The following is a 26,706-nucleotide window of genomic DNA, read 5'->3' as shown; positions in this document are numbered from 1 at the left end:
GGATCGTCCATGAGCAAGCCCTTGATGTACCTGCTGGCCGGCAACGGCAGCGCCGCTGATTGGTGGGATGACGCGTTGCCGCACTTTCAGCGCTACGACGTGGTGCCGCTGGAGTTGCCGGGCTTCGGCACCAACCCGCAACCGCCCTGCGAGGATCTGGCGGACTACGCGCAGACCTTACTGGCGATGACGCAGAAGGGCAGCGCGATCATGGCGGTCGGAGTCAATGCGTTGCTGGTGCTGCACGCGTTGCAACGTCGGCCCGGACATTTTTCTCGTAGTGTTCTGTTGGCGCCGGTCGGTGCTTTTCTGTGGCAGCGGCGGTTGCCGGCACTGATGTCGCCACTGCCGATTCGCAAGACCATCCACTGGCTGCTGTCAAACAAACCCACGCTATTCGCCCGCAAGTTTTCCAACCAGACCTGGACGCCCGCGCAGTACCAGCGCATGGGCGCCGGCTATGCGCGCTGCCGTGCGTTTGTGCCGCATTGGGATCTGGTTCGCGCCGATACTGCGCTGCCGCTGCTGGAGTGGATCACCGATCCGGTCGAGCTGGTTTGGGGCGATCAGGACAACGTGTTGGGCATCGAGCAAGCGGCGGCGTGGTCAGCGATTCTGGCTCGCGCCGATCTGACCATCAGCCTCAAACCCCGTTGGGGCCATTACCCGTGGATTGACGCGCCGGCAGAATTTGCCGCGTGGCTGGAGTCCGGCGAGCGCGGATTTGTCGCGCACACCAAGGGCGGTCGGTTGCGCCTCGCTGAACTGGCCCGGCAACCGGTGCCGGCGGCGCTGACCCTCAACGATTGCGATGATCCGCGTCTGTCTGCGTTTCTCGCCGCCCAACCCGACGTGACCTGGGCGGTGCGCTCCTCCAGTTATGGCGAAGATCAGGCCGACTCGGCGAATGCCGGCCTGACCACCACTTATCTGCGCGTGCCGCGCGCCAACGTGCCGACGCGCATCGCCGAACTGACCGCCGCAGGCGTCGAGGAAGTAGTGGTGCAGCGCTTCATCACGCCGCTGGTTTCCGGCATCGCGTTTGTCCGGCATCTGTCGGTGGAGCTGGAATGGGTTGAAGGCCATCTGGAGTCGCTGGCCGACGGTCACGTCAGCCCTGATCGGGCGACGCTGTCGCGGCTCGGTGATGCCTGGCGCAGCTGCACGTTCACCACGTCCCACGGTTTGACCGAAGCGCTGCTGTGGCAGTTTCTGCAAGACGTGTTGCGCGTATTCCACTACGTGCCCGGCGATGTCGAATGGGCCTGGGACGGCTCGCAATTGTGGTTGCTGCAATACCGGCCGATCAGCGACTACGGCTGGCGCCGGCACCTGACCGCCGCCAACATCGCCGAGATCCTGCCGCCACAACCGAGCGTACTGGTGGAATACGCCCAACGCCGAGCCGCCGCGAGTATTCCGGCGATCATGGCGCGTTGGGATGCGCGGGTGCTGCAGGACAACGAGCCGTTCACCGCGGTGTTCGGCGGCGCGTCCTACATCAACAATGATCTGTTTCTCGCCCGGCTGGCCGACTGGGGCATTAGCGCGAGTAACTACGCTGGTGAAGTCGGTGGCGCGACTCCGCATCTGCCGTGGCAACCGCTGAAGATGCTGCGTTCGTTGCCGCTGTTTTTGCGTATGCAACGCAAGGCTCGCGGGCATTTGCTGAATCTGGAAAGTGGCTTGCAGCGCTTTGATCAGGAACTCGCAGAACTCGTCGCCCAGGCTGCCGATGGCCAACAACTGGCGGACTGGTTCACCCGGTTTTACGTATTCGTGGTGCAAGGCAATCTGTGCATCGCCACGGCGCTGGCGAGTAGCGGCGGCGATTGGCTCGGACGCCCGCCGACGGCTTACGACAATCTTGAAAACAGTCCGCATCGATTGCCTTGGGAGACCGATCCGGCCACCCCTAGACCCGCGTCGAGTGAGCTGCCATTACAACCATTCCCACAATGGTCAGGGCTGATCCGCCTCGCCAACGCGACCGGCCTGCCGGGCCTGCGTGGTTACTACCTGCAAGTGCGCGAGTGGTACCGCGACAACCTGATGCGCATCTTCTTCCGTCTCCACCATGCCATGCCCCTAGCCGACCGCGAGCACTGGTTCGCGCCGCATCCGGATGTGCGCGCCCGAGACGGCAGCTTCTGGCAGGACGGTCGCGAAGGTGCTGAGCAGGCCACCGGGTTCATGATTTATCCGGGGCAGGTGCAAGGCATCCTCGGCGCCGACATCCTGCTCGAAGACACCCTCGATCCGGGGCGGCACGCGCACTACCAAACAGCGCGGGCGGTGATTGCGCGGATGGGTGGGCGCTTGTCGCATGGCTCGACGTTGTTGCGGGAGCTGCGCAAGCCTTCGGCGGTGATACCGCAGGTGGATCCGGCGTGGGTGGGGTGTGAGGTGGTGTATCGGGATGGTGAGTTGGAACTGATGAATTCGAAGGATGCGAAGTGAAACGACTGTTGTTGATGTGTATGGCCTGGTTGCCGATGGTGAGCATGGCGACGGATCTGTGCAATTCGGAGACCGATACGAAGAATTTTCTCTCGCAATGGGTGGAAAGACCCGATTACGTCTTGGACATACATTCAAGTCTTCAGACTGATGGATTCAGTCTGGAGGAGGGCAAGGTGGTGTACCGCGGCGATCTCAATGATGACGGCCAGGAAGACTTCATTTTCACCTCTTACTCAAGCCGCGGTTCAGCGGGTGATTCGACCTTCGCCTTCCTCATCCAGTGCCACGGTTACTTGAAGCATGTAGGGGGCGATTATTTCGCCGAGATAAAAGTTCTGGACGGTTCGCCCAATAACGGCGGCGATGTAAAAGACATCGAGATTTACTCCTACATCCGGGATAAGCGCGGCCAGATCCGCTACAAGGGCAAAGAGGCCATGACCCGTCCCCATCGGTGGCAATTCAATCCGCAGACACAGCGTTATGAAGGGCAGTCTGAGTAAGTCGACGGTCCCCACTGCATTTACGGAGTTACTACGTGAAAGGATTTTCAGTGCTTCTCGGCAGCTTGATATTGGCTGCCGCGTCCATGGCATTCGCCGCCGATCCAGCCTTCAAGGATTACACCGTCACGCCAGTTTTCACCGGCTCCAACCATAAACTGGTGCCGCAAGAAAACAGCAGCCCAATGATGGATCAGGCACGGGTGAAAGCCCTGAAAGGCAAGGTCAACTTCGCCGGCCATTACATCCTGCACAGGCTCGGCTGTGGCGGCAGCGCGATTTGCGGCGAAGTGCTGGACGCCCAGACCGGTGAAGTCGTTGGCGGTCTGCCCAATGCTTACGACGGCAGCACCTTCGGCATGGTTTACCAGCCCGAGAGCCGCTTGATCATTGTCTCCGGCATCACGCTCGACGGTGAAGAGGACGTCCAAGGGAATGCGTTGGAAAGCGGTAACCGGGATCGTTACTACGAGTTTGTGAACAACGAATTCCGGCTGATGAGCATGACCGATGTGGAATCCTCGCCGATGGATGAGGAGTGAGTGGATGAACCGGTTTTTCATTCGACCTGTGCTGATCGCGCTTTCGCTATTACCTCATTCACTGCCCGCTATTGCCAGCGAAGGGAGTTGCTACGGCTACCTTACTGAGCTTGTCAGGAGCAGCGATTTTCCTTTTCGTTATGTCGGCAAGGACAAGGTCAATTTGCTGATCGACGAGGACGACGGTGAAGTAGTGCGCGCTCAGCTGTTTTTCGACACCGACGGCGCCGGCACGATTGGCTGGATCAAATACACCCCGGCTACCCGTGTATTGCTCAATAGCTCGGCGGAGTTGGAGGAGCCAGTGGCATTGTCATTCGATGCCAAGTTTGCGGACGGCTATGCGAAGTGCTTGGCGGAACAGCAGGCTGGTTAACGGCGAAAAGGATTTCTCAATGAATCAACTTTTGTTTTCCGGGTGGCTGGCATGGTTGTTCTCTTCCCCAACCTTAGCCGCGCCGACGGATGCTTACACCCAGCGCGATGTCATGCAGTGTGGCGGTGTTGAAGTGGTGTTGGTTTCGTCGTGCCGATCGGTGACGGTGGATGGTGCGGAAACCCACGTCATCCCGGTCTGCTCCGACCAGACCATCAACATCGGCGGCAAAGTGCTTCGACGCGATATCGGCAAAGTTTCACAGCTCACTTCCGACGGTGCGAGGACGAAGATGTTGAGCAATGTTGTTGTGGCGATGGATTGTGTGGAAGGCACCAAGGACAGTCTTGTTTCTATAGGCGGCTATGGCGGTTGTGGTGCCTGCGCGGAGTGGCACGGCTATTACTCGACAACAGGACGATTGGAGCAATACAGCTTCGATAGTAACCAACGCTCCTTTGGTTCGAAGGGATCTCGGGAAGGGCTGATCGATGCCTATGGCGTTACGAAGAGACAGTTAATGTCAGAAAGCCTGGCGGTGAAGAGGATCGTCTATGGCCAGCCTTAAATGGGTGTTGATGATCGGCAGCTTTCTTGCCGCCACAAGTGCCTTTGCCGAGGATCCACCGATAGTCGGCATCGACGGACACACCGTGACGTTTAGAGCAACAAAATGGACGATGCCGGGTGTGGATTCGGCGATCGCATGGTACACCGCCAACGGCAAAACCTTCCCGCTCTTCAGTGCCGATGTTGGCGCCGACGGACACCCGGACTGGCTCAGTCCTGACAAGAAAACCTTACTGCTCGACCCCGTCGTGTTCGGCATGTTGTCGCTCGAAAATGGCGAAGAAAAACTGGAGTCGCAACAGCATTGCGTTGTGATTTCCATGGAGACCGGTTGTGTGCTGGCTGATCGTTGGGCGACTTTTGGTGTCGGTCACTGGAAGGGCAATCAATGGGTTTCCGAAGACGGCGATGTGCTCACTCTCACCCTAGAGACGACGTCCCCAAAGGACTTGCTGAAATATGCCTCAAGTATCGAGCCGGCACAGTCCCGCGCAGAGTCCATCGAATCGAGCCTGAACTTTCTAAGTCCAGAGTCCTACATGGCATGCCATCCCCCGGCGCAAAATGTTCGGGTCTACAACGACCTCGGTTTTTATCTGGCCGAGGGCGGTAGAGATGAGTTGGCGCTGAAGTTTTATCGCGGCGTTGAGGCCGTTGGTAAACGCACGGTACTGATGTTGAACATGGCCGACTCACTATGGCGACTTGATCGAAAAGACGAAGCGCAGCGTTATTACAGCCAGTACCGCGACGCGATGAGCGCCGATGGCAAGGCGCAGAAAATACCTCAACGCGTAGTTGAGCGATCCGCAATTCAGGGAATGAAAAATTGAACATGTTTGTGCGTTTTATCGCGTTATCCTTTGGATGCCTGTTTGCCTCTTTTGCGATGGCCGAGGACGACTGCAAGGAAATCACCGTGAGCGCCCAGGTCGATCGGTGTGTGGAGGCAGCCCGCAAGGAAGCCGATAAGCAACTCAATGCCAGCTACAAGAAACTGCTGGGACGGTTTGAGGCTCAACAACGGCGCGACCCTGAGCAGGGTAAGGCGCTGGTCGCCATGGCCAGAGAATCCCAGCGCGCCTGGATCAAGCTACGCGACACCACGTGCCCGCTTGAAGCCACGGAAATCGAGCCAGGAGTGGCAGCGCATGTCACGACGATCAACAACTGCATGGCCAGGCTGAGTCTGGAGCGTGCGGCTTACCTGGACACGATCGTCACTGATGAGCCGGGTGATGTGGTCGATCTCAACAAGGTGTACCTGTCTGGCTCCCAGCGCTTTGGCGATGTCGTCGCGCGTTATGTCAGCACCTTTGGCAGCCCATGCCTGACAGTCCAGATATTGGCGCCCAATGGCGGTTGGAGAGTGCTGTCCTCCAAGCGGTTTTGCAGTTTCGAGGGCAAGGCATTTTGGACGGACTACGCCGATGCCGGGTTTGAGGATCATGTGTTTGCCGAGGATGGGTTGCACGTGACGCTCAGTTTGACGGAACTTCGTGGGCTCGGAGAGAAGCGCCTTGCCTGTGTGATTCCGATCAAGAACGAGCAAATCAAAGAGCTGAAGTGCGGCGCGCTTGAGCCTGGTGCTTAACAGGCCCGAATAGTTTGCTGATACTCATGAAACCGCTAAAGGAATATTCGGTTTGAAATTTTCGTCTGCATTGTTTTCCGCGTTGCTCGCTTTCGTTCCTCTGGCGGCTCATAGCGAGGTCACGACCGAGGTTTTTTGCTTCCGCTCCTATGAAGGCAAACCCATAAATTTTGAATTCCGAACCTATTACGACTCTGTCGCCAAATGGAGCGGTGCTGGCGTCAAGTACAGCAAGTCGAAGAAGGCCATCACTCTGGTTCATCGCAATACTGAACAAGAGGAGTTGGTCTATGGCAGGCCCTACCAGTACACGACAACTTGGTTTGAAGTGGTTGACGGTGCGCTGACAGGTGAATATCAGATGGTCACTCAGGGTGGCCGGGTTGATGCGATGACGTATACGAATTACAAGTCCGCAAAGAAGTATTCGTTCGAAAACGATTACAACGTGGATTCGAAACCTGAAACAGGTTGCCAATGGTGAGGCAGGGAATATTCAGGAAGGGGACTGAACGTCCCTTTTTTCATATTCAATCAGGCCCGTAAATCATATGCAGGGAGGCAAGTTGAAAAAAATAGTCTTGATCGCGTTATTGCTGTGTTCTTTCTCTGTGGCTGCGGGGCCAATGTTCCCGGCGCTCAAGTCATGTATGGACGCGGATAGTGGTTGCGCCTTAGCGCTGATAGACAACGTTCTTGTAGACGCAATGTCCGGACAACGTTTCTCCGAGGAGGCGGAGTCGGCCGGGGCAATGAGTGGTTTCTGGCTGTATCGAGATGGCGAGCGTTACATCCTGGAGAACGAAAATTACTCCCAGGCAAAGTCGCGCCGTTGGCTGGTTTTTACCTACGACAGCGGAAAAGTAGTACTCGACGGCGCCTATATTTTCTCGATCGACATTCACCCGAACACCGGACCTTACTGGCACGGCTACGACTGCCGAGGTGATGCCAAGCCGTTCGCAGTGCCAACGAAGGAACCCTTCAGTGACGTTGCCTTGGAGGCGTTGTGCGGTGGTGCTGAGGGCAGGGTGGTCTCAGGAAAAGACAAGGCAGGCCCCGTATCTGCCAAGGGGCTGGCCGTCAGTGTTCCCGTTTACCACGCCCGCAACCGGGACGGTTCAGCAGCCTACCTGTTTACTGAAAGCGATGTTCCGGATCTTTCGAAGCTAGTGTGTTTGTCCAACTGCGCCGATGTCACTCAATCCCCAGCACGCGTTTCGCAAGAAACAGCGCCATTGCAGGGCGGGCAGGATGGAACGTTGTGTTCGGATGACGAAGACATTTACTTCAGTTGCCCGTTGGAGGGTGGTAAGACGGTTTCCATTTGTGCACGGGGAAACAGCAAGCCCACGGCCGGTTCTGTTCAGTACCGTTACGGCGTGCCCAGCAAAATAGAGATGATCTATCCGAAGACGGCTTCGCCGCCCAAGGGAAAATTCTTTGTCGTGAACGCTTCGGAAGGCAGCGTGAACTTGAACATCATCAAGTTCAAAAACGGTGCTTATACCTACCTCGTTAATCAAGCCTTTCTGAGTTATCTGACGGTGCTCAAGGAGGACAAGGCGGTGTTCCGGCAGTATTGCGGTGAGGGAGGGAATGCCTACATAAACCGGGCGGCGCTCCGGGGGTTGGAAACACGCCAGAAAAGCGCAGAGGATTTTCGTTAGTCGTTGTTGTTAAGGATCAGAAAGGGGACTTAACGTCCCTTTATGGGTAGTCAATCCCGTCTCGCCGATGCGTGATGAGTCAGAGACAGGTATAGAATCTGCGGTTTGCTTCGATCAGATAATCAATGTCGGGGTGTTTCCGGCGGCTATTCAAAAGCTTTCAAATATCGCTACTCTCTCAACCTTCAAAATTGCCATTGATTATCCATGCCCAAGAATCAAGGGGGCGGGTGGCGCCGGCAAACAGGGCGAACCAGTCAAATTTCGAGACCCGAGAGGTTTCCATGAAAAAGTCCAAACATGAACCCAAGCCTATGATGGCTGCCCGGTTCCAGGCTGAAGCTCGTGAAGTTTTGGCCAAGCGCTCTGGCAAGCGCAGCCGCTTTCTGGATGTTGCACTGTCCAAGGGCAGTGATTTCGAGCCTGTCGGTCGATTGGCTGGCTGACGATTTCGGATTCTCAAAAAAGCTGCCGTGATTGGCAGTTTTTTTGTGCCTGGATTTTCACAGGCAGTTGCAGAAAGGGGACTTAACGTCCCCTTTTTTTCATCCATAAACCTCGCTACGGCTTGGCCGCCACGCTTCGCACTTCAATCTGGTCGAGCGTCCCTTCCACCATCAATCTCACCCCGTCCGCCATTCTACTCAGGGCCAGTGCCACCGAGCGGCGGGAGCCGTGGAGGTCGTCGGCCAGGTCGCAGGCGATGACGCTGATGGACAGGAGGTCTTCGGAGGCGTTGGCCATGAGGGCCTCGGCGTCGGTGCCGGGGGAGAGTTTGAAGAGGCCGTTCTCGCGTTTGGGGTGTGGATCGACGGCTGGTTTGAAATGGTGGTCGAGGGCGCGCTCGGCGGCTTCGTGGAATTTCTTCGAATTGGGGGATTCGTAAGGCGAGATTGCTTCAGTGCTGAATGTTTCATCGGTCATCGGCGTAAATCCTGAGCAGTTAATTGATTTCCCCGAGTTCGGACTTGCACATCCGGCCACCGATTTTGCGGCGACCCACAGAGCCTATCGCTAGCCTGCCAACTCGCCTAGTTCATGGACAGCCCCGCACTTTGCAGGAAATTTCCCATAGATTTGCGGGCCGGAAGATCAAAAGATCGCAGGCTTCGCCAGCTCCTACAGGGATGTGTTTCAACAGGTGTAGGACGTTGCTTGCGGAATCGTGACTTGGCAGTCATCGTGCGGGAATTGGTCTGCATCCTCTTCCAACAGCGTCAGATACTGGCGTTATCGTCCGAATCCCTTACACTGCCCCGGCCGTTCATTTTCCTTTTGAGGCTGTGCGCATGAAATTTCGTTTTCTTCTGTGGATGATGGGTTTGTTGATGGGTAAGGCCAGCCGGACAAATCCTGCGTTCCAGCAGCAGTTGGGTGACAAGGATCTGGTGTTTCAGCTGCAGACGCTGGATGGGAAAGTGGCACGGCATTTCGTGGTCAAGGATCAGCGCATCACCAGCAAGTCTGGCGTGGTGGCGGAGCCGGCGTTTGCGATTGCGTTTAAAGATGCCGGTTATGGCTTTGCCACGATGCAGGCGAAGAACAAGCAGTTGGCGTTTATGCAGGGGATTCAGGACAAGTCGATCCAGCTGAAGGGTAATCCGGCGCTGGTGATGTGGTTTCAGGGGTTGATGAAGTATTTAGTGCCGAGGAAGGCTAAGCCTAAGGCTTGAGCCTTTGCTGACGCGGAACGTCACGGGATGCGTTCCCACGCAGAGCGTGGGAACGATCAGGGTGGTCAGTTAGACCGAGTTGGATTGTTCGCGAGCAAGCTCGCTCCCACAGGAGGTCACCGAAACCTTGTGGGAGCGAGCTTGCTCGCGAAGTTTTTAGGCCTGGCTGAACTGCGAGGCCAGTTCGCGCAGCAGCACTTCGGCTTCGAGGACTTTGCTGACGACGTCGTTGGCCTTGTCGCGGGTCAGGCCGACGCGTTCGAGCAGGGCGTCGGGGATGTCTTCATCCGGGCCGGAGCCGATGCCGCGGCTGCGCAGCAGGCGCACGGCCAGGCAGACGAGGTTCGGGTATTCGGCGTAGGCGCCGTCGTAGCTTGGGTCGTGCTGGAAGCGCAGGGCGGTGGCCAGTTCATCGGGCATGTCCCAGTAGCGCATCAGCCACGAGCCGATCTGTTCGCGGCTAATACCGAGCAGGTGCTGCTCGATGTAGCTGTGGCACAAGTGCGGGTTGACCTCCAGGTGGCGGCAGATCAGCGAGAAGTGCGGCGGGAACACGTGGGCCAGCAGCAGGTAACCGAAGTTGTGCAGCAAGCCAGCCAAGTAGGTCAGGCCGGCTTCCGGGCGCTGGGCGCGCGGCATGGCGCGGGTCAGGCCTTCGATGACGGCGGCGGTGTAGATCGATTGCTGCCAGTACGGCGTGGTGTGTTGCGGGTGGTCTTTCGGCAGGCTCAGGGTCTTGCCGAGGGCCAGGCCCAGCGCCAGGTTGATCACCAGATCGAAGCCGAGCACGCGGACGATCGCGTCTTCCACCGAACGAATTTTGCCCGGCGAGGCGTAGTACGGCGACGCCGCCCAGCTCACCACTTGCGCGGCCAGCGCCGGGTCGGTTTCGACCACACCGGTGATGTCGTCGATGGTGGCGTTGGGGTCAACGCGCAGCTTGATGATTTTTTGTGCGGTTTCGGCCAGCGGTGGAATCTCGATGGTCGCTTCCAGACGTTGCTGGATGCGCCGCGCGGTGAACGCCTGCACGGCCTGGGTGATTTCCTCGCGGTCATCGTCCGGGCGGTCGAGGTTCGGGCGGATGCTGCTCAGGGCTTCGCCGAAGTTGGCGGCGCTGGCCTTGGTCAGCATGGTCTTGAAGTCTTCGCTGGCGATTTCCAGCAGCAGGCCTGGCTCGCCGGAGTTGATCAGCAGCTTCGGTTCGCGCAGCAGGCTTTCTTCGTAGAGGCACGGCGAACTGGTCAGCGCCGGCAGGCCTGGCAGCAGGCTCAGGCTGTGTTTGCCGAGCATCTTTTCCAGGCGCTCGGTCGAGACGGCGGTCAGACGACGGCCGGTGAGTTCGGCGAGGCGATTGAGATCCAGCAACTGGCTCTGTGGAAACAGCACCATCAACGCGCCGACGGCGTCGTCCAGCAACACGGCTTGTACCTTGCGCGATGCATTGAGGCCGTGGTGGTCGAGCACTTCTTCGTAGGCGATCCCGAGTTTGCCTAGCAGCAGCCGAATGACAGACGGCGCGTGCGGGGATTCGGGGGCGAGAGCGGCTTCGGTCATGATCTGTATCCGTTTTTGAAACAATGGCAGGAGTATAACCACCTTGGTCAGAACGATCTGTCAGAAACTGCGACGGTGCTCACACTTGGCCGTATTGCTGCCCGTGGCGCAGCCAGCGATCGAGCAATGGGCTGACGTGGGTCGGCCAGCGTTCCAGTAGCGCTTGCGCGGCGTCGCGCACGGCGGGCAGCAGGTCGGCGTCGCGCATCAGGTCGGCGACTTTGAATTGCAGCAGGCCGGTCTGGCGGGTGCCGAGCATTTCGCCGGGGCCGCGCAGTTCGAGGTCTTTTTCGGCGATGACGAAGCCGTCGTTGGTCTCGCGCATGATGCCCAGGCGCTGGCGACCAATTTGCGACAACGGCGGATGGTAGAGCAGCACGCAATGGCTGGCGGCGCTGCCTCGGCCGACGCGGCCGCGCAACTGGTGCAGTTGCGCGAGGCCCAGGCGTTCGGGGTTTTCGATGATCATCAGGCTGGCGTTGGGCACGTCGACGCCGACTTCGATCACCGTGGTCGCGACCAGGAGTTGCAGGTTGCCGGCCTTGAATTCGGCCATGACGGCGGCTTTCTCCACGGGTTTCATGCGCCCGTGAATCAGCCCGACTTTCAGTTCGCCGAGGGCAAGAGTGAGGTCTTCAAACGTGGTTTCGGCGGCCTGACAGGTCAGCTCTTCGGATTCTTCAATCAGCGTGCACACCCAATAGGCCTGACGCCCTTCGGCGCAGGCGCTGCGCACCCGTTCGATGACTTCGACGCGGCGGGTGTCGGTGACCAGCACAGTGTTGACCGGGGTTCGACCCGGCGGCAGTTCATCGAGGATCGAAGTGTCGAGGTCGGCGTAGGCGCTCATTGCCAGCGTCCGTGGAATCGGCGTGGCGGTCATGATCAGTTGATGCGGGCACATGCGCCCGCCAACGCCTTTCTGCCGCAGCGCCAGACGCTGTTGCACGCCGAAGCGGTGTTGTTCGTCGATGATCACCAACGCGAGGTTCTTGAATTGCACTTCGTCCTGAAACAGCGCGTGGGTGCCAACCACCATTGGCGTGCCGCTGGCGATCTGCTCCAGCGCGGCAACACGGTTCTTGCCCTTGAGCTTGCCGGCCAGCCACGCGACTTCGATGCCCAGCGGTTCGAGCCAACGCTTGAAGGTGATGAAGTGTTGTTCGGCAAGGATCTCGGTCGGCGCCATCAGCGCGACTTGATAACCGGCCTCCAGCGCTTGCAGGGCGGCGAGGGCGGCGACCACGGTTTTACCCGCGCCGACGTCGCCCTGAATCAGGCGCAGCATCGGTTCGTGCTGGCTGAGGTCGTAGGCGATTTCGTTGCCGACGCGCTGTTGGGCGCCGGTCGGGTTGAAGCCGAGGTTGGCCAGATATTTCGGCGGCAGCTTGGTCGCTTTCGGCATCGCGGGTGCGCGCAGCGAACGCATGCTTTCGCGCAGGCGTTGCTGCGACAGTTGGTGGGTCAGCAGCTCTTCGAAGGCGAGGCGATGCTGGGCCCAGTGATGACCGAGGGCGAGTTCGTCGACGTCGGCATCGGCGGGCGGGTTGTGCAGGTAGCGGATCGCATCGGCCAGCGGCGCCAGTTGATAGTCGCGGGCCAGTTCGGTCGGCAACCAGTCGGGCAGGGTGTCAGGCTTAAGCATGGTCAGCGTTTGCATACACAACTGGCGCAGACGTGCCTGGGTCAGGCCTTCGGTGAGCGGATAAACCGGGGTCAGGGTTTCGTCCACCGGCGGCGGTTCGTCGCCGGTGATGGCGCGGTATTCCGGGTGGTAGATTTCCAGTCCTGAGGCGCCGGGCCGGGCTTCGCCGTAGCAGCGAACCCGCGTGCCGCGCTTGAGGCCTTCTTTCTGCGCGTTGCTGAAATGGTAAAAGCGCAGACTGAGGCCGCCGGTGCCGTCCTGCAAACGCACGACGAGGCTGCGCCGGCGGCCCATGACCACATCGGCACCACTGACAGTGCCTTCGACCACGGCGTCCTGCCCTGGCCGCAATGCGCCGATCGGCACCACGCGGGTGCGATCCTGATAGCGCAACGGCAGGTGGAACAGCACGTCCTGGAGATTTTCCAGGCCGACCTTGGCCAACTTCTCGGCCATGGCTTCGCCGACACCCTTGAGTGCCGTCACCGACACTTGCGACAGCTCCGTCATGACGCTCGCTTAACCGGCCGTAACCGGTGCCGCTGGCTTGGCCACCGAACACAGGCGAATGGAGTCGGCGAGGATCTCGATGGCTTTTGGCCGTGGGAAGCTCGCGCGCCAGGCAATGGCCACGGTGCGGAACGGCACCGGTGGCGACAGCGGCCGCACTTCGATCACGCCCGGGGCGTAGTGGTGGCTGTCGACCGCCGACAACGGCAGGATCGAGATGCCCAGGCCGGACGCGACCATGTGCCGAATGGTTTCCAGCGAGCTGGATTCGACCGTGGTGTGCTTGGCGCCGTCGTTGCCCTTGGTCAGGGTCGGGCAGGCTTCGAGAACCTGATCACGGAAGCAGTGGCCTTCGCCGAGCAGCAGCAGGCTCTTGTCGTTGAGCAGGCCGGCGTCGATGGTTTCTTTTTGCGTCCACGGGTGCTGGGCCGGCATCAGGACGTAGAACGGCTCGTCGTAGAGCGGCAGGGTCAGCACGTCGGCTTCATTGAACGGCAGGGCGATGATGATCGCGTCGAGCTCGCCGTTGCGCAGTTTGTCGCGCAGCACGTGGGTGAAGTTTTCTTCGATGTACAACGGCATCTGCGGGGCGACCCGGTGCAGTTGCGGAATCAGGTGCGGGAACAGGTAAGGGCCGACGGTGTAGATCGCGCCGACTTTCAGCGGTGCGGTCAGCTGGTTCTTGCCGGCCTGGGCCAGTTCGCGGATGCCTTGCGCTTGCTCCAGGACTTTTTGTGCCTGGGCGACGATGCCTTCGCCGACCGGGGTCAGGCGCACGGCGCTTTTGCTGCGCTCGAAAATCAGCACACCGAGTTCGTCTTCAAGCTTTTTCACGCCCACCGACAGGGTCGGCTGGCTGACGTGGCAACGTTCGGCGGCGTGGCCGAAATGCTGCTCTTGGGCGAGGGTAACGATGTAGCGTAATTCTGTGAGGGTCATAGCAAGCGTCCATGAAGATGCGGGCCAAGCATACCGGCTGCAATCGATAGACGCACGTTATCAGACTGAGCGCTCAATGCGACTGCGGCAAAAAGCAAAAGATCGCAGCCTTCGGCAGCTCCTACATTGAAATGCGATCATCTGTAGGAGCTGCCGAAGGCTGCGATCTTTTGATCTGCTATTTAGCGGCGGCGTTCGAGGGAGTAAACAAACGGCGCAACAATTTCGATCGAGCCGTTGTTCAGCATGTCGACCGGTGGCTTGGGCAGCGGCTGCGCGCGGCGGATCATTTCCAGGGTGGCCCGGTCCAGATCAGCGTTGCCCGAGCGGCCCACCAGTTCGAACGACAACACATTACCTTCGGCATCGACCACGAAACGCAGGCGATTCAAGCCTTCCTTGCCCCGTGCCTGAGCACTGGCCGGGTACTTTTTGTACTTGGCCAAATGCGCGAGCAGGGTGCCTTGCCAGCTGGCTTTGGCAGCCATCTGAGCAGGCGACGGACCCGGTGCAGGCTGGGCGGATTTCTCCGTCGGCGCCTGAGTCGGTTGCGTGTCAGCCGGTTTTTCCTCGGAAGGTTTTTCCTTCGGCGGATCAGGCAGCTTCTTCTCGACCGGCTTTGGCGGTTTCGGCTTGGGCTTCGGCTTGGGTTTCTGCACCGCGATTTCCGCTTTCGGTGCTTCGGCCAGCTTCGGAATCGGCAACTCTTCAACCGGAGCCGGTGGCTGCGGTGGTGTGACGACTTTCGGCGGAGCAGGCGGTGGCGGGGCCGGAACCGGGGCCAGTTCGACCATCATTGCCTGTGGCGGCAACTCGATGGGCGGGCGGGCGGTCCAGTTCAACGCCAGCGCGATGGCCAGCGCGTGAACGCCCAGCACCACGGCCAGGCTACCGCTGTAACGCGTCAGCTTACGGCGCGTCGTGATCATTTCTTGGCTGCCGTCTCAAGTCCGACCAGACCGACCTTCAGGTAACCGGCGGAGCGCAGCTTGTCCATCACGCTCATGAGGTCGCCGTAATCCACGCCTTTATCAGCCTGGAAGAAGATAGTGGTGTCTTTCTTGCCCTGAGTCTTGGCGTCGAGCACGGCGCCAAGGGTGTCGGCTTTCACTTCGTCGTCGCCGATGTACAGGCGCTGGTCAGCCTTGACGCTGAGGAACACCGGTTTCTCTGGTCGCGGCGCCGGTTTGGCGGTCGAAGCGGGCAGGTCGACTTTGATGTCCACGGTGGCCAAGGGAGCGGCCACCATGAAGATGATCAACAGCACCAGCATCACGTCGATGAACGGCGTGACGTTGATTTCGTGGTTCTCGGCCAGATCGTCGTCTGCGCCTTCTTTCAAATGCAGGCCCATGGCCGATTACCCCACTTTGACCATGTGCGGCTGCGAGCTGCGCTCAGGCTGGTGGTCGAGGTCACGGCTGACCAGCAGCAGGACTTCTGCCGAGGCGTCGGAAACCTGCGCCTTGTAACCGGCGATGGAGCGGGCGAAGACGTTGTAGATCACAACGGCCGGGATCGCGGCAACCAGACCCAGTGCAGTGGCCAGCAGTGCTTCAGCAATACCGGGCGCTACGACAGCAAGGTTGGTGGTCTGGGTTTTGGCGATGCCGATGAAGGAGTTCATGATGCCCCACACGGTACCGAACAGGCCGACAAACGGCGCGGTGGAACCGATGGTGGCGAGAACGCCAGTGCCGCTGCTCATGTTGCGACCGCAGGCTGCAACCAGACGCTCAAGACGGAAGCTGACGCGTTCCTTGATGCCTTCTTTCTCGCGGCTGTTGACCGAGAGGCGCATTTCTTCGAGCGCGTCGTGCACCAGCAGGTTGGCGAGGGTGCCTTCCTTGCCGGCCGTGGCGCTGGCTTCTTTAAGGGTGGTGGCTTTTTTCAGTGCAGCGATTTCACCACGCAGACGACGCTTGGCGCCCATTAGCTCGAAGCCTTTGGCAATCCAGATGGTCCAGGTGATGATGGAAGCGATGGCCAGACCGATCATCACGATTTTCACGATGATGTCGGCGTTCTGGTACATGCCCCATGGCGACAGGTCGTGGGCCATGCCCAGGGAGTTGTCGGCTTCGAGGACTTCAGGAACGTCGGCCGCATCGACAGCCTGTACCGGATCGGTGGCGACCGGGGCGGCAGCGGGCGCGCTCTGCTCGGTGGCTGCTGGCGTGGCGGGTGCTTGAGCGTCGGCGAAAGCGGCGGTCGGTGCCAGCATCAGGCTGAACAACAGTGCCGCCAGCGCGCTGAAAGCGCGAGGTCGTTTGGTTGGCGAAGCGGGGATTCGATTGCGTGTCATGCTGGCCGGACCTGAGATAGAAAAACGTTGATGCTCTTCCAGGCCTCGTAGGGCCGAGAACAAAAGTGGCGTGCATTATTGCAAGTAATTCTTGTTAACAAAAGTAATAGAGTTTCTTTTTTTCCTTGATTGCTAGCCGTTCGTCCTTCGCGAAGGCTAGTCTGTCGCTTTCCGATGGGAGTTTTTTGATGTCCGCGCCTTCTGTTTTGATTGCCGGTTGTGGTGATGTCGGCAGTCGTCTGGCCAAGCAATTGCTGGCGGCTGGCTGGGAAGTTCATGGCTTGCGCCGGGATGTTTCGAAGCTGCCTGATGGGGTGATCGGCGTGGCCGGTGACCTGTTCAACGAAGACTGCCCGGCGACCTGGCCGGTGGGGGCGGTGGATTACCTGGTGTACTGCGCGGCTGCCACCGACCACGATGAGGCTGGGTATCGCGCGGCTTACGTGCAGGGTTTGCAGAACGTACTGAGCTGGCTGGACGATTACGGGCAAGTGCCGGAGCGGCTGGTCTTTGTGTCCAGCAGCAGTGTTTACGGGCAGCAGGACGGCGAGTGGGTGGATGAGAACTCAGAGACCGTGGCTGCCGGCTATTCAGGTCGGCTGATGCTTGAAGCCGAGCAGGTAGCGCTCAACAGCGGCATCCCGGCAAGCATTCTGCGTCTGACGGGCATCTACGGCCCGGGTCGCGAGTGGCTGCTGACTCAAGTGCGTCGCGGTTATCGCGTGGCCGTCGAGCCGCCGCTGTATGGCAATCGGATTCATGCTGACGATGCAGCCGGGTTGTTAGCATGCCTGTTGGAGAAGGCTCGGCAGGGCGTGAAGCTGGAGGATTTCTACATCGGTGTCGACGATGCACCGGCGCCGTTGGCCGAAGTGGTGGGCTGGCTGCGCGAGTATCTGGGCGTCACTGAGTGGGCGGAAGATGCCAGCGTTCGGCGCACCGGCAGCAAGCGTTGCAGCAATGCCCGGGCGAAAGCGTTGGGTTGGACGCCGACGTACCCAAGCTATCGCGAGGGCTACGCCGCGATCCTTGAAGGTAAGTGCTGACTTTTAGACACCCCAAATACAACTGTAGGAGTGAGCCTGCTCGCGATGGGGCCTTAACATTCAACACCTATGCTGACTGTTAAATAGCTATCGCGAGCAGGCTCACTCCTACATTGGATCTGCGGGGCTTGCGAGGGTGGTTACTGCTTCTCCAGCAACCACTTGCGCTCGCCCGGCGTGTACTGTGGCATTTCATCCGCCAGCGCCGTGTTCACTGCCTGGAATATCTCCAGCTCCTTGCCCTTGCGCGCAAAGATGTAGGCGTTGCCCTGACCGTTGAGCTGCAGCCACATGTTGTCGTTGGTGCTGCTCATCGACGCGCAATCACCTGCCAGGCACAAGGCGTAGCGGTCGGCACCGGGCAAGCCGGAGACCTGGCCATCGGCCTGAAACTGCACGGTTTGGCCTTCGCCCTGACCACTGGCGATTTTCCAGCTGCCGCCCATATAGGCCGAATACAGCGCGCGTTCGAAGCTGGCGCCGATCGGTGCGCCTTCCGGCACCGGAATCTGTGCACGATCGAAGAGTTGCTCAGGTTCGTTATCGCTGGCGGCCTGTTGCAACTGCCCGCCGTCGCGTTTCAGCTCACTGGCGGAGCTGCCATAGAAGTCGACTTTCCAGGCGCCGGATTGTTCACCCAGCAGCCGTCCTTCGACGTTCTCAAAACCGTTGGTATAGCGGGCCTGACCGGCCTTGGTGTTGACGTCCCACTCAAGGTTCGGGCCGTAAGCCTGAAGCGCTTCGCGCAGGGGGCCGCCCTTGGCTGCAGCATCAATCGCCACCTGGTTGATCCAGGTGCCGCTGATATCACGGTCGGCAGGGTTGCTGGCGCAGCCGCCGAGGAAAATGGCGAGCAGCGGGAGAGCTAGCGCTTTGCGCATGGTGGAATCCTTTCAAAACCTTTTCTTGCTGAGCAGTCGGCGCGGCGGTTGAAGGCCGCGCCGTGCGCATCACTCGATGACCAGAATGGCATCCATTTCAACCTGCGAACCCTTTGGCAGGGCGGCAACGCCGATGGCGGCGCGGGCCGGGTATGGCTGGTCGAAGTACTTGCCCATGATCTCGTTGACCTTGGCGAAGTGGCTCAGGTCGGTGAGGAAGATGTTCAGCTTGACGATGTCCTTGAAGGAACCGCCGGCCGCTTCAGCCACGGCTTTGAGGTTCTCGAACACCTGGACGGTCTGGGCTTCGAAGCCTTCAACCAGTTCCATGGTTTTTGGGTCCAGAGGAATCTGCCCCGACATGTAAACAGTGTTGCCGGCCTTGATCGCCTGGGAGTAGGTACCGATGGCGGTCGGGGCCTTGTCGCTGGTGATAACAGTCTTGGTCATGTATGACTCCTTGTAATGGTTGAGTTATGCACGCATGCGGGTGATGCGGATCACCCCGGTCAAGGCGCGCAGCTTCTTGATCACGCGGGCCAGGTGCACACGGTCGTGGACGCTGACCACCAACTGGACCACGCTGATGCGACCATCGCGTTCGTCCATGCTGATTTTCTCGATATTGCCGTCGGCTGCGTTGACGCTGCTGGCCAGCAGAGCGATCAGGCCGCGCTGGTGTTCCAGCTCGACGCGCAGTTCGACGTTGAATTCGCCGGTAACATCCTTGGCCCACGAGAGCTGGATGCATTTTTCCGGGTTGTGCCGGATTTCGCTGATGTTGCGACAGTTGTCCAGGTGCACGACCATGCCTTTGCCCGCCGACAGGTGCCCGACAATCGGGTCGCCCGGGATCGGGGTGCAGCATTTGGCGTAGCTGAGCACCAGACCTTCGGTGCCGCGAATCGCCAGCGGGCCTTCCGGGCTTGGCAACTGTTCGCCTTCGCCGAGCAGGCGGCGGGCGACAACATAGGCCATGCGGTTGCCCAGGCCGATGTCTTCGAGCAGGTCTTCGATCAGTTCGAGGCGGTACTCGGTGAGCATCGCTTTGACGCGTTCGGCCGGGATCTTCTCCAGCGCGCTGTCGAAACCGTTGAGCACCTTGTTCAGCAGGCGTTCGCCGAGGCTGATGGACTCGGAGCGACGTTGCAGTTTCAGTGCGTGGCGGATGTGCGTGCGCGCCTTGCCGGTAACGACGAAATTGAGCCATGCCGGATTCGGTCGTGCGCCCGGGGCGCTGACGATCTCGACCGTGGAGCCGCTTTGCAGCGGTTCGGACAGCGGTGCGAGACGACGGTTGATCCGGCAGGCGATGCAGCTGTTGCCGACGTCGGTGTGTACCGCGTAAGCGAAGTCTACCGCCGTGGAGCCTTTCGGCAGCTCCATGATCCGGCCTTTTGGCGTGAACACGTAGACCTCGTCCGGGAACAGGTCGATCTTCACGCTCTCGATGAATTCCAGCGAGTTGCCGGCACGTTGCTGCATTTCCAGCACGCCTTTGACCCACTGGCGGGCGCGGGCGTGAGTGCCTTTCGGCTGTTCGTCACCGCTGGATTTGTACAGCCAATGGGCGGCGATGCCGTTGTTGGCCATCTCTTCCATTTCACGGGTGCGGATCTGGATCTCGATCGGTACGCCGTGCATGCCGAACAGCGTGGTGTGCAACGACTGATAGCCGTTGGCCTTGGGGATCGCGATGTAGTCCTTGAAGCGCCCCGGCAACGGTTTGTACAAATTATGTACAGCACCCAGCACGCGGTAGCAGGTATCGACCTTGTCGACGATGATCCGGAACGCATAGACGTCCATGATCTCGTTGAAGGCCCGACGCTTGCCGCGCATTTTCTTGTAGATGCCGTAGAGGTGTTTCTGACGACCGCTGACTTCGCCCTGGATGCCGTCGATGGCGAGGCAATGGCCAAGGGATTCTTCGATCTTGTTGACGATTTCCTTGCGGTTGCCCCGGGCGCGTTTGACCGCCTGGTAGATCCGCGCGGAACGCATCGGGTGCATGGCCTTGAAGCCGAGGTCTTCGAATTCGATACGAATGGCATGCATGCCCAGCCGGTTGGCGATGGGCGCGTAGATTTCGAGGGTTTCCTTGGCGATGCGTCGGCGTTTTTCGCCGGACAGCACTTCCAGCGTGCGCATGTTGTGCAGGCGGTCGGCGAGTTTGACCAGGATCACGCGGATGTCGCGTGCCATGGCCATGGCCATTTTCTGGAAGTTTTCGGCTTGGGCTTCGGCCTTGGTCTCGAAATTCATCTGGGTCAATTTGCTGACCCCGTCGACCAGTTCGGCCACGGTTTCACCGAACTGCGCTTGCAGCGCTTCTTTGGCAATACCGGTGTCTTCGATCACGTCATGCAGCATCGCCGCCATCAGGCTCTGATGGTCCATGTGCATGTCGGCAAGAATATTGGCCACGGCAAGAGGATGCGTGACGTACGCCTCGCCGCTGCGACGGCGTTGACCGTCATGGGCTTGTTCGGCGTAGAAATACGCTCGGCGGACCAGGTTGACCTGGTCGTTGCCGAGGTAGGTCGATAAGCGATCGGCGAGGGCGTCTATGCTCGGCATGATAATTCCTGCCGTAGGCTGTGACCCCGCGCCGTGCTACGTCGACCAGGCATAGGCTTAGACGGCCTCGTTGGACTCGTCCTCGAACGCTGCAAACAGCGGTTCGTCTTCGACGATTTCAGCGTTGGCGATGAACTCGTAGCTCATCAGGCCTTCAGCGATTTCACGCAGGGCAACAACGGTAGGCTTGTCGTTTTCCCACTGAACCAGTGGCTCTTTGCCGCCGGTGGCCAGTTGACGGGCACGTTTGGTAGAGAGCATGACCAGCTCAAAACGGTTTTCCACGTGGTTCAGGCAGTCTTCAACGGTTACGCGGGCCATGGTATTCCTCGGAGCGAATGCAATATGCGCGCTGCCCGGTTGGGCGAGCGGACTCAACAGTTTAAAAAATCACCAGCGATTAGGGAAGCGCTGATTTTTTAACCAAGCTCTTCAACGCGCCGCAAGTGCCAATGTAAAGCGCTTGCAGGCGTTTTGGGAAGTGCTGATTAACCGAGCAATTCGGCCAGCAATTTGCCGAAACGTACCTGCTGGCGCTTTTGTTGCAACTGATTGGCGCGGAAAATCGCCTTCAGATCGTCCAGCGCATGAGCAAAGTCGTCGTTGATGATCAGGTAGTCGTATTCGACGTAGTGGCTCATCTCATTGACCGCTTCGCGCATCCGCCCGTCGATGATCTCGTCGCTGTCCTGGCCACGATTGGTCAGGCGCTGGTGCAGGGCATGCAGCGATGGTGGCAGAATGAAGATCGAGCGGGCCTGCGGCATCAGCTTGCGCACTTGCTCGGCGCCTTGCCAGTCGATCTCCAGAATCAGGTCGTGGCCTTCGTCCAGGGTCTGTTGCAGATGGCTTTGCGAAGTGCCGTAGAAGTTGCCGAACACTTCTGCGCGTTCGAGGAAATCACCGTGCTCGCCCATCTTTACGAAGGCTTCGCGGGTCACGAAGTGATAGTTCACGCCGTTCACCTCACCCGGGCGCATGGCGCGGGTGGTGTGGGAGATCGAAACGCGAATCTCCGGGTCGGCATCGGTCAAAGCCTTGACCAGGCTGCTTTTGCCCGCGCCCGATGGTGCGGAAATGATGTACAGGGTGCCGGTGCTGTGGGTCATGTCGGGGTTGCCTTACTCAATATTCTGCACTTGTTCGCGCATCTGCTCGATCAACACCTTGAGGTTGACGGCGGCTTGGGTGCTGCGCGGGTCGAAGGCCTTGGAGCCCAGTGTGTTGGCTTCGCGGTTGAGTTCCTGCATCAGGAAGTCGAGGCGCCGACCAGCGGCACCACCGGACTTGAGCACCCGGCGCACTTCGATGATGTGGGTGCTCAGGCGATCCAGTTCTTCGGCCACGTCGCTCTTTTGCGCGAGCATGACCATTTCCTGTTCGAGGCGCTGCGGGTCCAGCTCAGCCTTCATGTCGGCGAAGCGGTCGAGGACTTTCTGGCGTTGGGTGGCCAGCATCTGTGGCACCAGTTCACGCAGGGTCACCACGTCTTCCTCAATGGAGGTCAGACGCTCATTGATCAGGCGTGCCAGCTCAGCGCCTTCGCGCTCGCGGCCGGCCTTCAACTCTTTCAAGCCTTGATTGAACAGGGCCAGCGCGTCGGCGTTCAATGCCTGCGGGTCAGTCGCATCGCCGACCAGTACGCCGGGCCAGGCGAGCACTTCCAGCGGATTGAGTGCGGCAGGATTGTTGATCAGGCCGGCAATGGTCTCGGCCGCTGTGACCAGTTGCGCGGCGCGCTCGCGATCGACTTGCAGGGTTTTGCCGGTACTTTCTTCGGTGAAACGCAGGGTGCACTCGAGTTTGCCGCGTGACAGGCCTTGGCGCAGGGCTTCACGCACCGCGCCTTCGAGGTCGCGAAACGACTCCGGCAAACGCAGGTGGGGTTCCAGATAGCGGCTGTTGACCGAGCGCAGTTCCCAGCTCAGGGTGCCCTGGGCGCCGGCTTTTTCGACGCGGGCGAAGGCGGTCATGCTGTGCACCATGGCGGTGACCTCGCAATGCAGATCGGCGCAGCAGATGTTCCGCAGGCTCGATATCAATGAATTTAAGCCGACTGGCAGCAAAGGCGCAGGATTGTAGCGCAGTGCGGCGAATGCGCCCAAACACACGGTGTGACAAAGGGCTGCAGCCCGTCGGTAATGGGGGTTTGAGGGCCTTCGATCGTCGCCCGGATTTTTTAACGAGTGCCCAGGCGCGGTGCAGCGCTCTATAATGCTCGGCAGTTTTCCGTCCCCAGTACAGGTATTCCCTATGAAACGTCCAAGTGGTCGCGCTGCCGATCAGCTTCGCTCGATCCGCATTACCCGCAACTACACCAAACACGCCGAGGGATCTGTACTGGTCGAATTCGGTGATACCAAAGTCATCTGCACCGTCAGCGTCGAAAACGGCGTGCCGCGTTTCCTTAAAGGCCAGGGTCAGGGCTGGTTGACTGCCGAATACGGCATGCTGCCACGTGCCACTGGCGAGCGTAACCAGCGTGAAGCGAGCCGTGGCAAGCAAGGCGGTCGCACTCTGGAAATCCAGCGTCTGATCGGCCGTTCGCTGCGCGCCGCGCTGGACATGTCCAAGCTGGGCGACGTGACCCTGTACGTCGACTGCGACGTGATCCAGGCTGACGGTGGCACTCGCACCGCTTCCATCACTGGCGCCATGGTTGCACTGGTTGATGCGCTGAAAGTGATCAAGAAGCGCGGTGGCCTGAAGGGCGGCGATCCGCTCAAGCAAATGATCGGTGCGGTATCCGTCGGCATGTATCAGGGCGAGGCCGTGCTGGATCTGGACTATCTTGAAGATTCCGCCGCCGAGACTGACCTCAACGTGGTGATGACCAGCACCGGTGGTTTTATCGAAGTGCAGGGCACGGCCGAAGGCGCGCCGTTCCAGCCTGAAGACCTCAACGCCATGCTGGATCTGGCGAAGAAAGGCATGAACGAAATCTTCGAACTGCAAAAGGCTGCATTGGCCGACTGAGCAGGTTGATAACCGCAAGGAGGACGCGATGAGTGACGAACAAGAGTTGCTGCCCAAGCCGAGCCAGGAGGTTCGCCAGTGGGCGATGTTTTGTCACTTGTCCGCCTTGTTGGGGATCTGGATTCCGTTCGGCAATTTGATCGGGCCGTTGCTCCTGTGGCAGATGAAGCGCGAGACAGACCCGTTCATCGATGCTCAAGGCAAGGAAGCGCTGAATTTTCAGATCACCGTCGCGATTGCTTCGTTGATCTGCTTCCTGCTGATGCTGCTGATCATCGGGTTCTTCCTGTTGGGGATAGTGGCGATCGGCGCGCTGGTTTTGACGATCATCGCCGGTGTGAAAGCCAATGAAGGTTTTCCTTACCGATATCCGTTTACCTGGCGGCTGATCAAATAAGAAGCTCGCAAAGTTCCAATATCAATGCCCTGACCTGTCAGGGCATTTTTATTTATGCAACATAATTAATTGCTGCTGTATGTAGGAATAATCTGACTGCGCTGACATGTCCTTATTCTTTGCGCATATACACTTTTAGTCACAACTGCATCGGCTTAGTCAGGATTCATGTCCTTGGAATCAAGGTCGACGGTTGTTAAAGTTGCTCGGCTAATATTTCTGTTGAAATATTAAGACATGTTCAAGCCATCGAAGGCTCTTGAATTTCCGAGTAATCAGTGTTGAGACAATCAGCCTGTTCAGGGGGCGGATGCAGGTAAAAAATTCGCCTCTGAACAAATAGCCAAGAACAATCCCAATGATTCAGCTCGATTTTTACGGAACGCTTGTGGCCGCTTCCTTAGTACTTCTACTTGGGCGCGGTCTCGTTATGCGTGTTGGCTTCATGCGCAGTTACAATATCCCTGAACCTGTCGCAGGTGGCCTGGTAGTTGCCTTGGTTTTATTGTTGCTGCGAACGTTCGATATTGAAATTCGCTTTGATACTTCCTTGCAAACACCTTTGATGCTGGCCTTTTTTGCCACCATTGGGCTGAGCGCAGACTTTGCCAGTCTGAAGAAAGGCGGGCGGATCGTCGGAATATTCCTGTTGGCGGTCACCGGGCTGTTGGTGGTGCAGAATGCGATGGGGATCGGGCTGGCAAAAATGCTTGGGCTCGATCCATTGATGGGGCTGCTGACCGGTTCGATCACCCTGGCGGGCGGTCACGGCACAGGGGCTGCGTGGGGAACGGTATTCAGTGAGAAATACGGTCTGGCTTCTGCCTCTGAACTGGCGATGGCCTCTGCGACGTTTGGTCTGGTGCTGGGTGGTTTGATCGGCGGGCCGGTCGCGCGCTTGCTCATCAAGCGTGTGCAAGTGCCCGGATGCAATCAACAGGAAGCGCCACGGTTGCCAAAGGGTTTTGAACAGCCGAACAAGGAGCGCTCGATCACGCCATTTTCGTTTGTCGAAACCCTGGCTCTGATTGCAGTGAGCTTGCTGGCGGGCAATCTGTTGAATGGCCTGTTGCACGGGACTGCGTTCGAGTTGCCGACGTTTGTTTGTGTGCTGTTTGTCGGCGTGGTGCTGCGCAACGGTCTTTCCGCGTTGGGCTTGTATCAGGTGTTTGAGCGTGAGGTCTCGGTACTGGGCAATGTCAGTCTGTCGCTGTTTCTGGCGATCGCGCTGATGTCGCTCAAGTTGTGGGATCTGGCCTCGCTCGCGCTGCCGATCTTCATCATTCTGGCGATGCAGACCATGGTCATGGCGCTGTTCGCGATTTTCGTGACATTCCGGGTGATGGGCCGCAACTACGATGCCGCCGTGCTGGCAGCGGGGCACTGCGGTTTTGGCCTTGGTGCCACGCCGACCGCCATTGCCAACATGCAGGCCGTGACGCAGCGCTACGGCCCCTCGCAGATCGCGTTTCTGGTGGTGCCGATGGTCGGAGCGTTCTTTATCGACATTATCAATGTCATCGTGATCAAGCTGTATCTGGCCTTACCGTTCTTCGCGGCCGTCTGAATTGGAGCCTGTCGGGAAGTGACACATAAAAAATGCCCGTATCTTGCGATACGGGCATTTTTTGTACTGCGAAACGACGCTTAGATGGTCAGCGTCCAGTCGTAGTCGACGATCAGCGGCGCGTGCTGCGAGAACCGCGGCTGACGTGGCAGGCGTGCGCTGCGTACGAAGCGTCGCAGGCCTGGGGTCAGGATCTGGTAATCGAAGCGCCAGCCCAGATTGAGCATCTCGGCCTGTTCGTTGTCCGGCCACCAGCTGTACTGGTCGCCTTCGCGGCTGACTTCGCGCAGGGCATCGACATAGCCCATGTTGCCGACAATCTCGTCCATCCAGGCGCGTTCTGGCGCCAGGAAGCCCGGGGATTGCTGGCTGTCACGCCAGTTCTTGATGTCGAGCTTCTGCTGCGCCACGTACAGCGAGCCACAATAAATGTACTCGCGACGTTTGCGTCGCTGTTTGTCCAGGTACTTGCCGAAATCGTCCATGAGCTTGAACTTCTGGTTCAAGTCCTCATCGCCGTTCATCCCCGAAGGGAGCAGCAAGGTGGCAATACTGACTTTGTCGAAATCTGCTTGCAGGTAGCGCCCGTAGCGGTCGGCCGTCTCGAAACCGAGACCGCTGATGACAGCCTTCGGTTGCAACCGCGAATACAAAGCCACGCCGCCTTGGGCAGGGACTTCAGCATCGCAGGCATAAAGGAAGTAGCCATCCAGTTGGAAGGCTGGGTCATCCAGTTCAAAGGCGGAGGCACGGGTGTCCTGCAGGCAGATGACGTCGGCATTCTGTGCTTGCAGCCAACTGAGCAAACCACGCTCGACTGCAGCCTGAATACCATTGACGTTCACACTGATGATCCGCATAAATGGCCCCAAAAATCGCGTGCGTGTATGATACACGGCGTCAAGCTAATTA

At 59.1% G+C, this 26,706-nt stretch carries 29 protein-coding genes; 15 read left to right on the top strand and 14 right to left on the bottom strand.

What is annotated here, in order from left to right; all coding sequences use genetic code 11:
* The first annotated feature begins 9 nt into the window (after positions 1–9).
* From P3G59_RS28705 to P3G59_RS28660, 10 genes are all read left to right on the top strand, one after another.
* Positions 10–2,460, top strand: coding sequence for an alpha/beta fold hydrolase (locus P3G59_RS28705; protein ID WP_277759855.1), 2,451 nt, complete (start codon positions 10–12; stop codon positions 2,458–2,460).
* Complete coding sequence (locus tag P3G59_RS28700) at positions 2,457–2,966, top strand: hypothetical protein (protein WP_277759854.1); 510 nt, start codon at positions 2,457–2,459, stop codon at positions 2,964–2,966. The genes P3G59_RS28705 and P3G59_RS28700 overlap by 4 nt, the downstream gene beginning before the upstream one ends.
* A gap of 86 nt (positions 2,967–3,052) precedes the next feature.
* Positions 3,053–3,508 carry a hypothetical protein gene (locus tag P3G59_RS28695; RefSeq protein WP_277762214.1) on the top strand — a complete coding sequence of 152 codons (456 nt, stop codon included), beginning with the start codon at positions 3,053–3,055 and terminating at the stop codon, positions 3,506–3,508.
* Positions 3,509–3,512: 4 nt separating this feature from the next.
* Positions 3,513–3,884, top strand: a complete 372-nt coding sequence (locus tag P3G59_RS28690) for a hypothetical protein (protein ID WP_277759853.1) — start codon at positions 3,513–3,515, stop codon at positions 3,882–3,884.
* 19 nt (positions 3,885–3,903) lie between these two features.
* The gene (locus P3G59_RS28685) at positions 3,904–4,452 is read left to right on the top strand and encodes a hypothetical protein (RefSeq protein ID WP_277759852.1); all 549 of its coding nucleotides are present in this window, start codon (positions 3,904–3,906) and stop codon (positions 4,450–4,452) included.
* The gene (locus P3G59_RS28680; RefSeq protein ID WP_277759851.1) at positions 4,439–5,287 is read left to right on the top strand and encodes a tetratricopeptide repeat protein; all 849 of its coding nucleotides are present in this window, start codon (positions 4,439–4,441) and stop codon (positions 5,285–5,287) included. Before P3G59_RS28685 ends, P3G59_RS28680 begins: the two co-directional genes overlap by 14 nt.
* A 2-nt stretch (positions 5,288–5,289) precedes the next feature.
* The gene (locus tag P3G59_RS28675) at positions 5,290–6,048 is read left to right on the top strand and encodes a lysozyme inhibitor LprI family protein (RefSeq protein ID WP_277762213.1); all 759 of its coding nucleotides are present in this window, start codon (positions 5,290–5,292) and stop codon (positions 6,046–6,048) included.
* Between the two features lie 52 nt (positions 6,049–6,100).
* Positions 6,101–6,532: a hypothetical protein gene (locus P3G59_RS28670; RefSeq protein ID WP_277759850.1), complete on the top strand. Its 432-nt coding sequence runs from the start codon at positions 6,101–6,103 to the stop codon at positions 6,530–6,532.
* Positions 6,533–6,614: 82 nt separating this feature from the next.
* Positions 6,615–7,718: a hypothetical protein gene (locus P3G59_RS28665; protein WP_277759849.1), complete on the top strand. Its 1,104-nt coding sequence runs from the start codon at positions 6,615–6,617 to the stop codon at positions 7,716–7,718.
* 284 nt (positions 7,719–8,002) lie between these two features.
* Positions 8,003–8,164, top strand: coding sequence for a hypothetical protein (locus P3G59_RS28660; protein ID WP_177434699.1), 162 nt, complete (start codon positions 8,003–8,005; stop codon positions 8,162–8,164).
* Positions 8,165–8,279: 115 nt separating this feature from the next.
* On the opposite strand, the gene P3G59_RS28655 is transcribed toward P3G59_RS28660, so the two are convergent.
* A complete protein-coding gene (locus P3G59_RS28655) occupies positions 8,280–8,642 on the bottom strand; it encodes a DUF6124 family protein (protein WP_277759847.1) in 363 nt (120 codons plus the stop codon).
* Between the two features lie 365 nt (positions 8,643–9,007).
* Here P3G59_RS28655 and P3G59_RS28650 point away from each other — a divergent pair, with 365 nt between their 5' ends.
* Entirely contained in the window at positions 9,008–9,391 is a 384-nt protein-coding gene (locus P3G59_RS28650) for a helicase (protein ID WP_016985803.1), read from the top strand.
* 156 nt (positions 9,392–9,547) lie between these two features.
* On the opposite strand, the gene P3G59_RS28645 is transcribed toward P3G59_RS28650, so the two are convergent.
* The 6 genes from P3G59_RS28645 to exbB form a co-directional block, all read right to left on the bottom strand.
* Positions 9,548–10,948, bottom strand: a complete 1,401-nt coding sequence (locus P3G59_RS28645; RefSeq protein WP_016985804.1) for an aminoacyl-tRNA deacylase and HDOD domain-containing protein — start codon at positions 10,946–10,948, stop codon at positions 9,548–9,550.
* 79 nt (positions 10,949–11,027) lie between these two features.
* A complete protein-coding gene (recG, locus tag P3G59_RS28640; protein ID WP_277759846.1) occupies positions 11,028–13,103 on the bottom strand; it encodes an ATP-dependent DNA helicase RecG in 2,076 nt (691 codons plus the stop codon).
* Between the two features lie 9 nt (positions 13,104–13,112).
* On the bottom strand, positions 13,113–14,042 hold the full coding sequence (locus P3G59_RS28635; protein ID WP_007920331.1) for a hydrogen peroxide-inducible genes activator: 930 nt from the start codon (positions 14,040–14,042) through the stop codon (positions 13,113–13,115).
* 182 nt (positions 14,043–14,224) lie between these two features.
* The gene (locus P3G59_RS28630; protein ID WP_277759845.1) at positions 14,225–14,971 is read right to left on the bottom strand and encodes an energy transducer TonB; all 747 of its coding nucleotides are present in this window, start codon (positions 14,969–14,971) and stop codon (positions 14,225–14,227) included.
* Entirely contained in the window at positions 14,968–15,396 is a 429-nt protein-coding gene (exbD, locus tag P3G59_RS28625) for a TonB system transport protein ExbD (protein WP_277759844.1), read from the bottom strand. Before exbD ends, P3G59_RS28630 begins: the two co-directional genes overlap by 4 nt.
* A 6-nt stretch (positions 15,397–15,402) precedes the next feature.
* Positions 15,403–16,347: a tonB-system energizer ExbB gene (gene exbB, locus P3G59_RS28620; RefSeq protein ID WP_277759843.1), complete on the bottom strand. Its 945-nt coding sequence runs from the start codon at positions 16,345–16,347 to the stop codon at positions 15,403–15,405.
* A 188-nt stretch (positions 16,348–16,535) separates the two neighbouring features.
* Here exbB and P3G59_RS28615 point away from each other — a divergent pair, with 188 nt between their 5' ends.
* A complete protein-coding gene (locus P3G59_RS28615) occupies positions 16,536–17,393 on the top strand; it encodes an SDR family oxidoreductase (protein WP_277759842.1) in 858 nt (285 codons plus the stop codon).
* Between the two features lie 140 nt (positions 17,394–17,533).
* Here the strand turns inward: P3G59_RS28615 and P3G59_RS28610 are convergent, their stop codons facing one another.
* From P3G59_RS28610 to P3G59_RS28585, 6 genes are all read right to left on the bottom strand, one after another.
* Positions 17,534–18,274, bottom strand: a complete 741-nt coding sequence (locus P3G59_RS28610) for a hypothetical protein (RefSeq protein WP_277759841.1) — start codon at positions 18,272–18,274, stop codon at positions 17,534–17,536.
* Between the two features lie 69 nt (positions 18,275–18,343).
* Positions 18,344–18,724 (bottom strand): RidA family protein, encoded by a 381-nt coding sequence (locus P3G59_RS28605; RefSeq protein ID WP_277759840.1) that lies wholly within the window; start codon positions 18,722–18,724, stop codon positions 18,344–18,346.
* Between the two features lie 24 nt (positions 18,725–18,748).
* Positions 18,749–20,854: a bifunctional GTP diphosphokinase/guanosine-3',5'-bis pyrophosphate 3'-pyrophosphohydrolase gene (gene spoT, locus P3G59_RS28600; RefSeq protein ID WP_064589822.1), complete on the bottom strand. Its 2,106-nt coding sequence runs from the start codon at positions 20,852–20,854 to the stop codon at positions 18,749–18,751.
* Positions 20,855–20,911: 57 nt separating this feature from the next.
* Entirely contained in the window at positions 20,912–21,175 is a 264-nt protein-coding gene (gene rpoZ, locus P3G59_RS28595) for a DNA-directed RNA polymerase subunit omega (RefSeq protein WP_007894670.1), read from the bottom strand.
* A gap of 167 nt (positions 21,176–21,342) precedes the next feature.
* On the bottom strand, positions 21,343–21,963 hold the full coding sequence (gene gmk / locus P3G59_RS28590; protein ID WP_277759839.1) for a guanylate kinase: 621 nt from the start codon (positions 21,961–21,963) through the stop codon (positions 21,343–21,345).
* Between the two features lie 12 nt (positions 21,964–21,975).
* Positions 21,976–22,839, bottom strand: a complete 864-nt coding sequence (locus P3G59_RS28585; protein ID WP_277759838.1) for a YicC/YloC family endoribonuclease — start codon at positions 22,837–22,839, stop codon at positions 21,976–21,978.
* Between the two features lie 268 nt (positions 22,840–23,107).
* Here P3G59_RS28585 and rph point away from each other — a divergent pair, with 268 nt between their 5' ends.
* The 3 genes from rph (at position 23,108) to gltS (ending at position 25,794) form a co-directional block, all read left to right on the top strand.
* Positions 23,108–23,830 carry a ribonuclease PH gene (gene rph, locus P3G59_RS28580; protein WP_277759837.1) on the top strand — a complete coding sequence of 241 codons (723 nt, stop codon included), beginning with the start codon at positions 23,108–23,110 and terminating at the stop codon, positions 23,828–23,830.
* 28 nt (positions 23,831–23,858) lie between these two features.
* Positions 23,859–24,227 carry a DUF4870 domain-containing protein gene (locus P3G59_RS28575; protein ID WP_277759836.1) on the top strand — a complete coding sequence of 123 codons (369 nt, stop codon included), beginning with the start codon at positions 23,859–23,861 and terminating at the stop codon, positions 24,225–24,227.
* A gap of 358 nt (positions 24,228–24,585) precedes the next feature.
* Positions 24,586–25,794 carry a sodium/glutamate symporter gene (gene gltS / locus P3G59_RS28570; RefSeq protein WP_277759835.1) on the top strand — a complete coding sequence of 403 codons (1,209 nt, stop codon included), beginning with the start codon at positions 24,586–24,588 and terminating at the stop codon, positions 25,792–25,794.
* Positions 25,795–25,874: 80 nt separating this feature from the next.
* Here the strand turns inward: gltS and P3G59_RS28565 are convergent, their stop codons facing one another.
* On the bottom strand, positions 25,875–26,654 hold the full coding sequence (locus tag P3G59_RS28565; RefSeq protein WP_007920349.1) for an exodeoxyribonuclease III: 780 nt from the start codon (positions 26,652–26,654) through the stop codon (positions 25,875–25,877).
* Between the last annotated feature and the right edge of the window lie 52 nt (positions 26,655–26,706).

Origin of the sequence: Pseudomonas sp. A34-9 (assembly GCF_029543085.1) — a bacterium.
Lineage (GTDB): Bacteria > Pseudomonadota > Gammaproteobacteria > Pseudomonadales > Pseudomonadaceae > Aquipseudomonas.
The sequence above is the reverse complement of the archived record's forward strand: the minus strand, read 5'-3'. Positions and strand labels throughout refer to the sequence as shown.

Bases quoted from the DNA above. Each gene is read 5' to 3' on its own strand.
- P3G59_RS28675 (WP_277762213.1), top strand. From the start codon at position 5,290: ATGTTTGTGCGTTTTATCGCGTTATCCTTTGGATGCCTGTTTGCCTCT.
- P3G59_RS28655 (WP_277759847.1), bottom strand. From the start codon at position 8,642: ATGACCGATGAAACATTCAGCACTGAAGCAATCTCGCCTTACGAATCC.
- P3G59_RS28575 (WP_277759836.1), top strand. From the start codon at position 23,859: ATGAGTGACGAACAAGAGTTGCTGCCCAAGCCGAGCCAGGAGGTTCGC.
- recG (WP_277759846.1), bottom strand. From the start codon at position 13,103: ATGACGGAGCTGTCGCAAGTGTCGGTGACGGCACTCAAGGGTGTCGGC.
- P3G59_RS28605 (WP_277759840.1), bottom strand. From the start codon at position 18,724: ATGACCAAGACTGTTATCACCAGCGACAAGGCCCCGACCGCCATCGGT.
- P3G59_RS28650 (WP_016985803.1), top strand. From the start codon at position 9,008: ATGAAATTTCGTTTTCTTCTGTGGATGATGGGTTTGTTGATGGGTAAG.
- P3G59_RS28565 (WP_007920349.1), bottom strand. From the start codon at position 26,654: ATGCGGATCATCAGTGTGAACGTCAATGGTATTCAGGCTGCAGTCGAG.
- P3G59_RS28705 (WP_277759855.1), top strand. From the start codon at position 10: ATGAGCAAGCCCTTGATGTACCTGCTGGCCGGCAACGGCAGCGCCGCT.
- spoT (WP_064589822.1), bottom strand. From the start codon at position 20,854: ATGCCGAGCATAGACGCCCTCGCCGATCGCTTATCGACCTACCTCGGC.
- P3G59_RS28690 (WP_277759853.1), top strand. From the start codon at position 3,513: ATGAACCGGTTTTTCATTCGACCTGTGCTGATCGCGCTTTCGCTATTA.
- P3G59_RS28680 (WP_277759851.1), top strand. From the start codon at position 4,439: ATGGCCAGCCTTAAATGGGTGTTGATGATCGGCAGCTTTCTTGCCGCC.
- P3G59_RS28585 (WP_277759838.1), bottom strand. From the start codon at position 22,839: ATGGTGCACAGCATGACCGCCTTCGCCCGCGTCGAAAAAGCCGGCGCC.
- rph (WP_277759837.1), top strand. From the start codon at position 23,108: ATGAAACGTCCAAGTGGTCGCGCTGCCGATCAGCTTCGCTCGATCCGC.
- gmk (WP_277759839.1), bottom strand. From the start codon at position 21,963: ATGACCCACAGCACCGGCACCCTGTACATCATTTCCGCACCATCGGGC.
- P3G59_RS28610 (WP_277759841.1), bottom strand. From the start codon at position 18,274: ATGCGCAAAGCGCTAGCTCTCCCGCTGCTCGCCATTTTCCTCGGCGGC.
- P3G59_RS28685 (WP_277759852.1), top strand. From the start codon at position 3,904: ATGAATCAACTTTTGTTTTCCGGGTGGCTGGCATGGTTGTTCTCTTCC.
- gltS (WP_277759835.1), top strand. From the start codon at position 24,586: ATGATTCAGCTCGATTTTTACGGAACGCTTGTGGCCGCTTCCTTAGTA.
- P3G59_RS28615 (WP_277759842.1), top strand. From the start codon at position 16,536: ATGTCCGCGCCTTCTGTTTTGATTGCCGGTTGTGGTGATGTCGGCAGT.
- P3G59_RS28630 (WP_277759845.1), bottom strand. From the start codon at position 14,971: ATGATCACGACGCGCCGTAAGCTGACGCGTTACAGCGGTAGCCTGGCC.
- rpoZ (WP_007894670.1), bottom strand. From the start codon at position 21,175: ATGGCCCGCGTAACCGTTGAAGACTGCCTGAACCACGTGGAAAACCGT.
- P3G59_RS28695 (WP_277762214.1), top strand. From the start codon at position 3,053: ATGGCATTCGCCGCCGATCCAGCCTTCAAGGATTACACCGTCACGCCA.
- exbD (WP_277759844.1), bottom strand. From the start codon at position 15,396: ATGGGCCTGCATTTGAAAGAAGGCGCAGACGACGATCTGGCCGAGAAC.
- P3G59_RS28645 (WP_016985804.1), bottom strand. From the start codon at position 10,948: ATGACCGAAGCCGCTCTCGCCCCCGAATCCCCGCACGCGCCGTCTGTC.
- P3G59_RS28635 (WP_007920331.1), bottom strand. From the start codon at position 14,042: ATGACCCTCACAGAATTACGCTACATCGTTACCCTCGCCCAAGAGCAG.
- P3G59_RS28660 (WP_177434699.1), top strand. From the start codon at position 8,003: ATGAAAAAGTCCAAACATGAACCCAAGCCTATGATGGCTGCCCGGTTC.
- exbB (WP_277759843.1), bottom strand. From the start codon at position 16,347: ATGACACGCAATCGAATCCCCGCTTCGCCAACCAAACGACCTCGCGCT.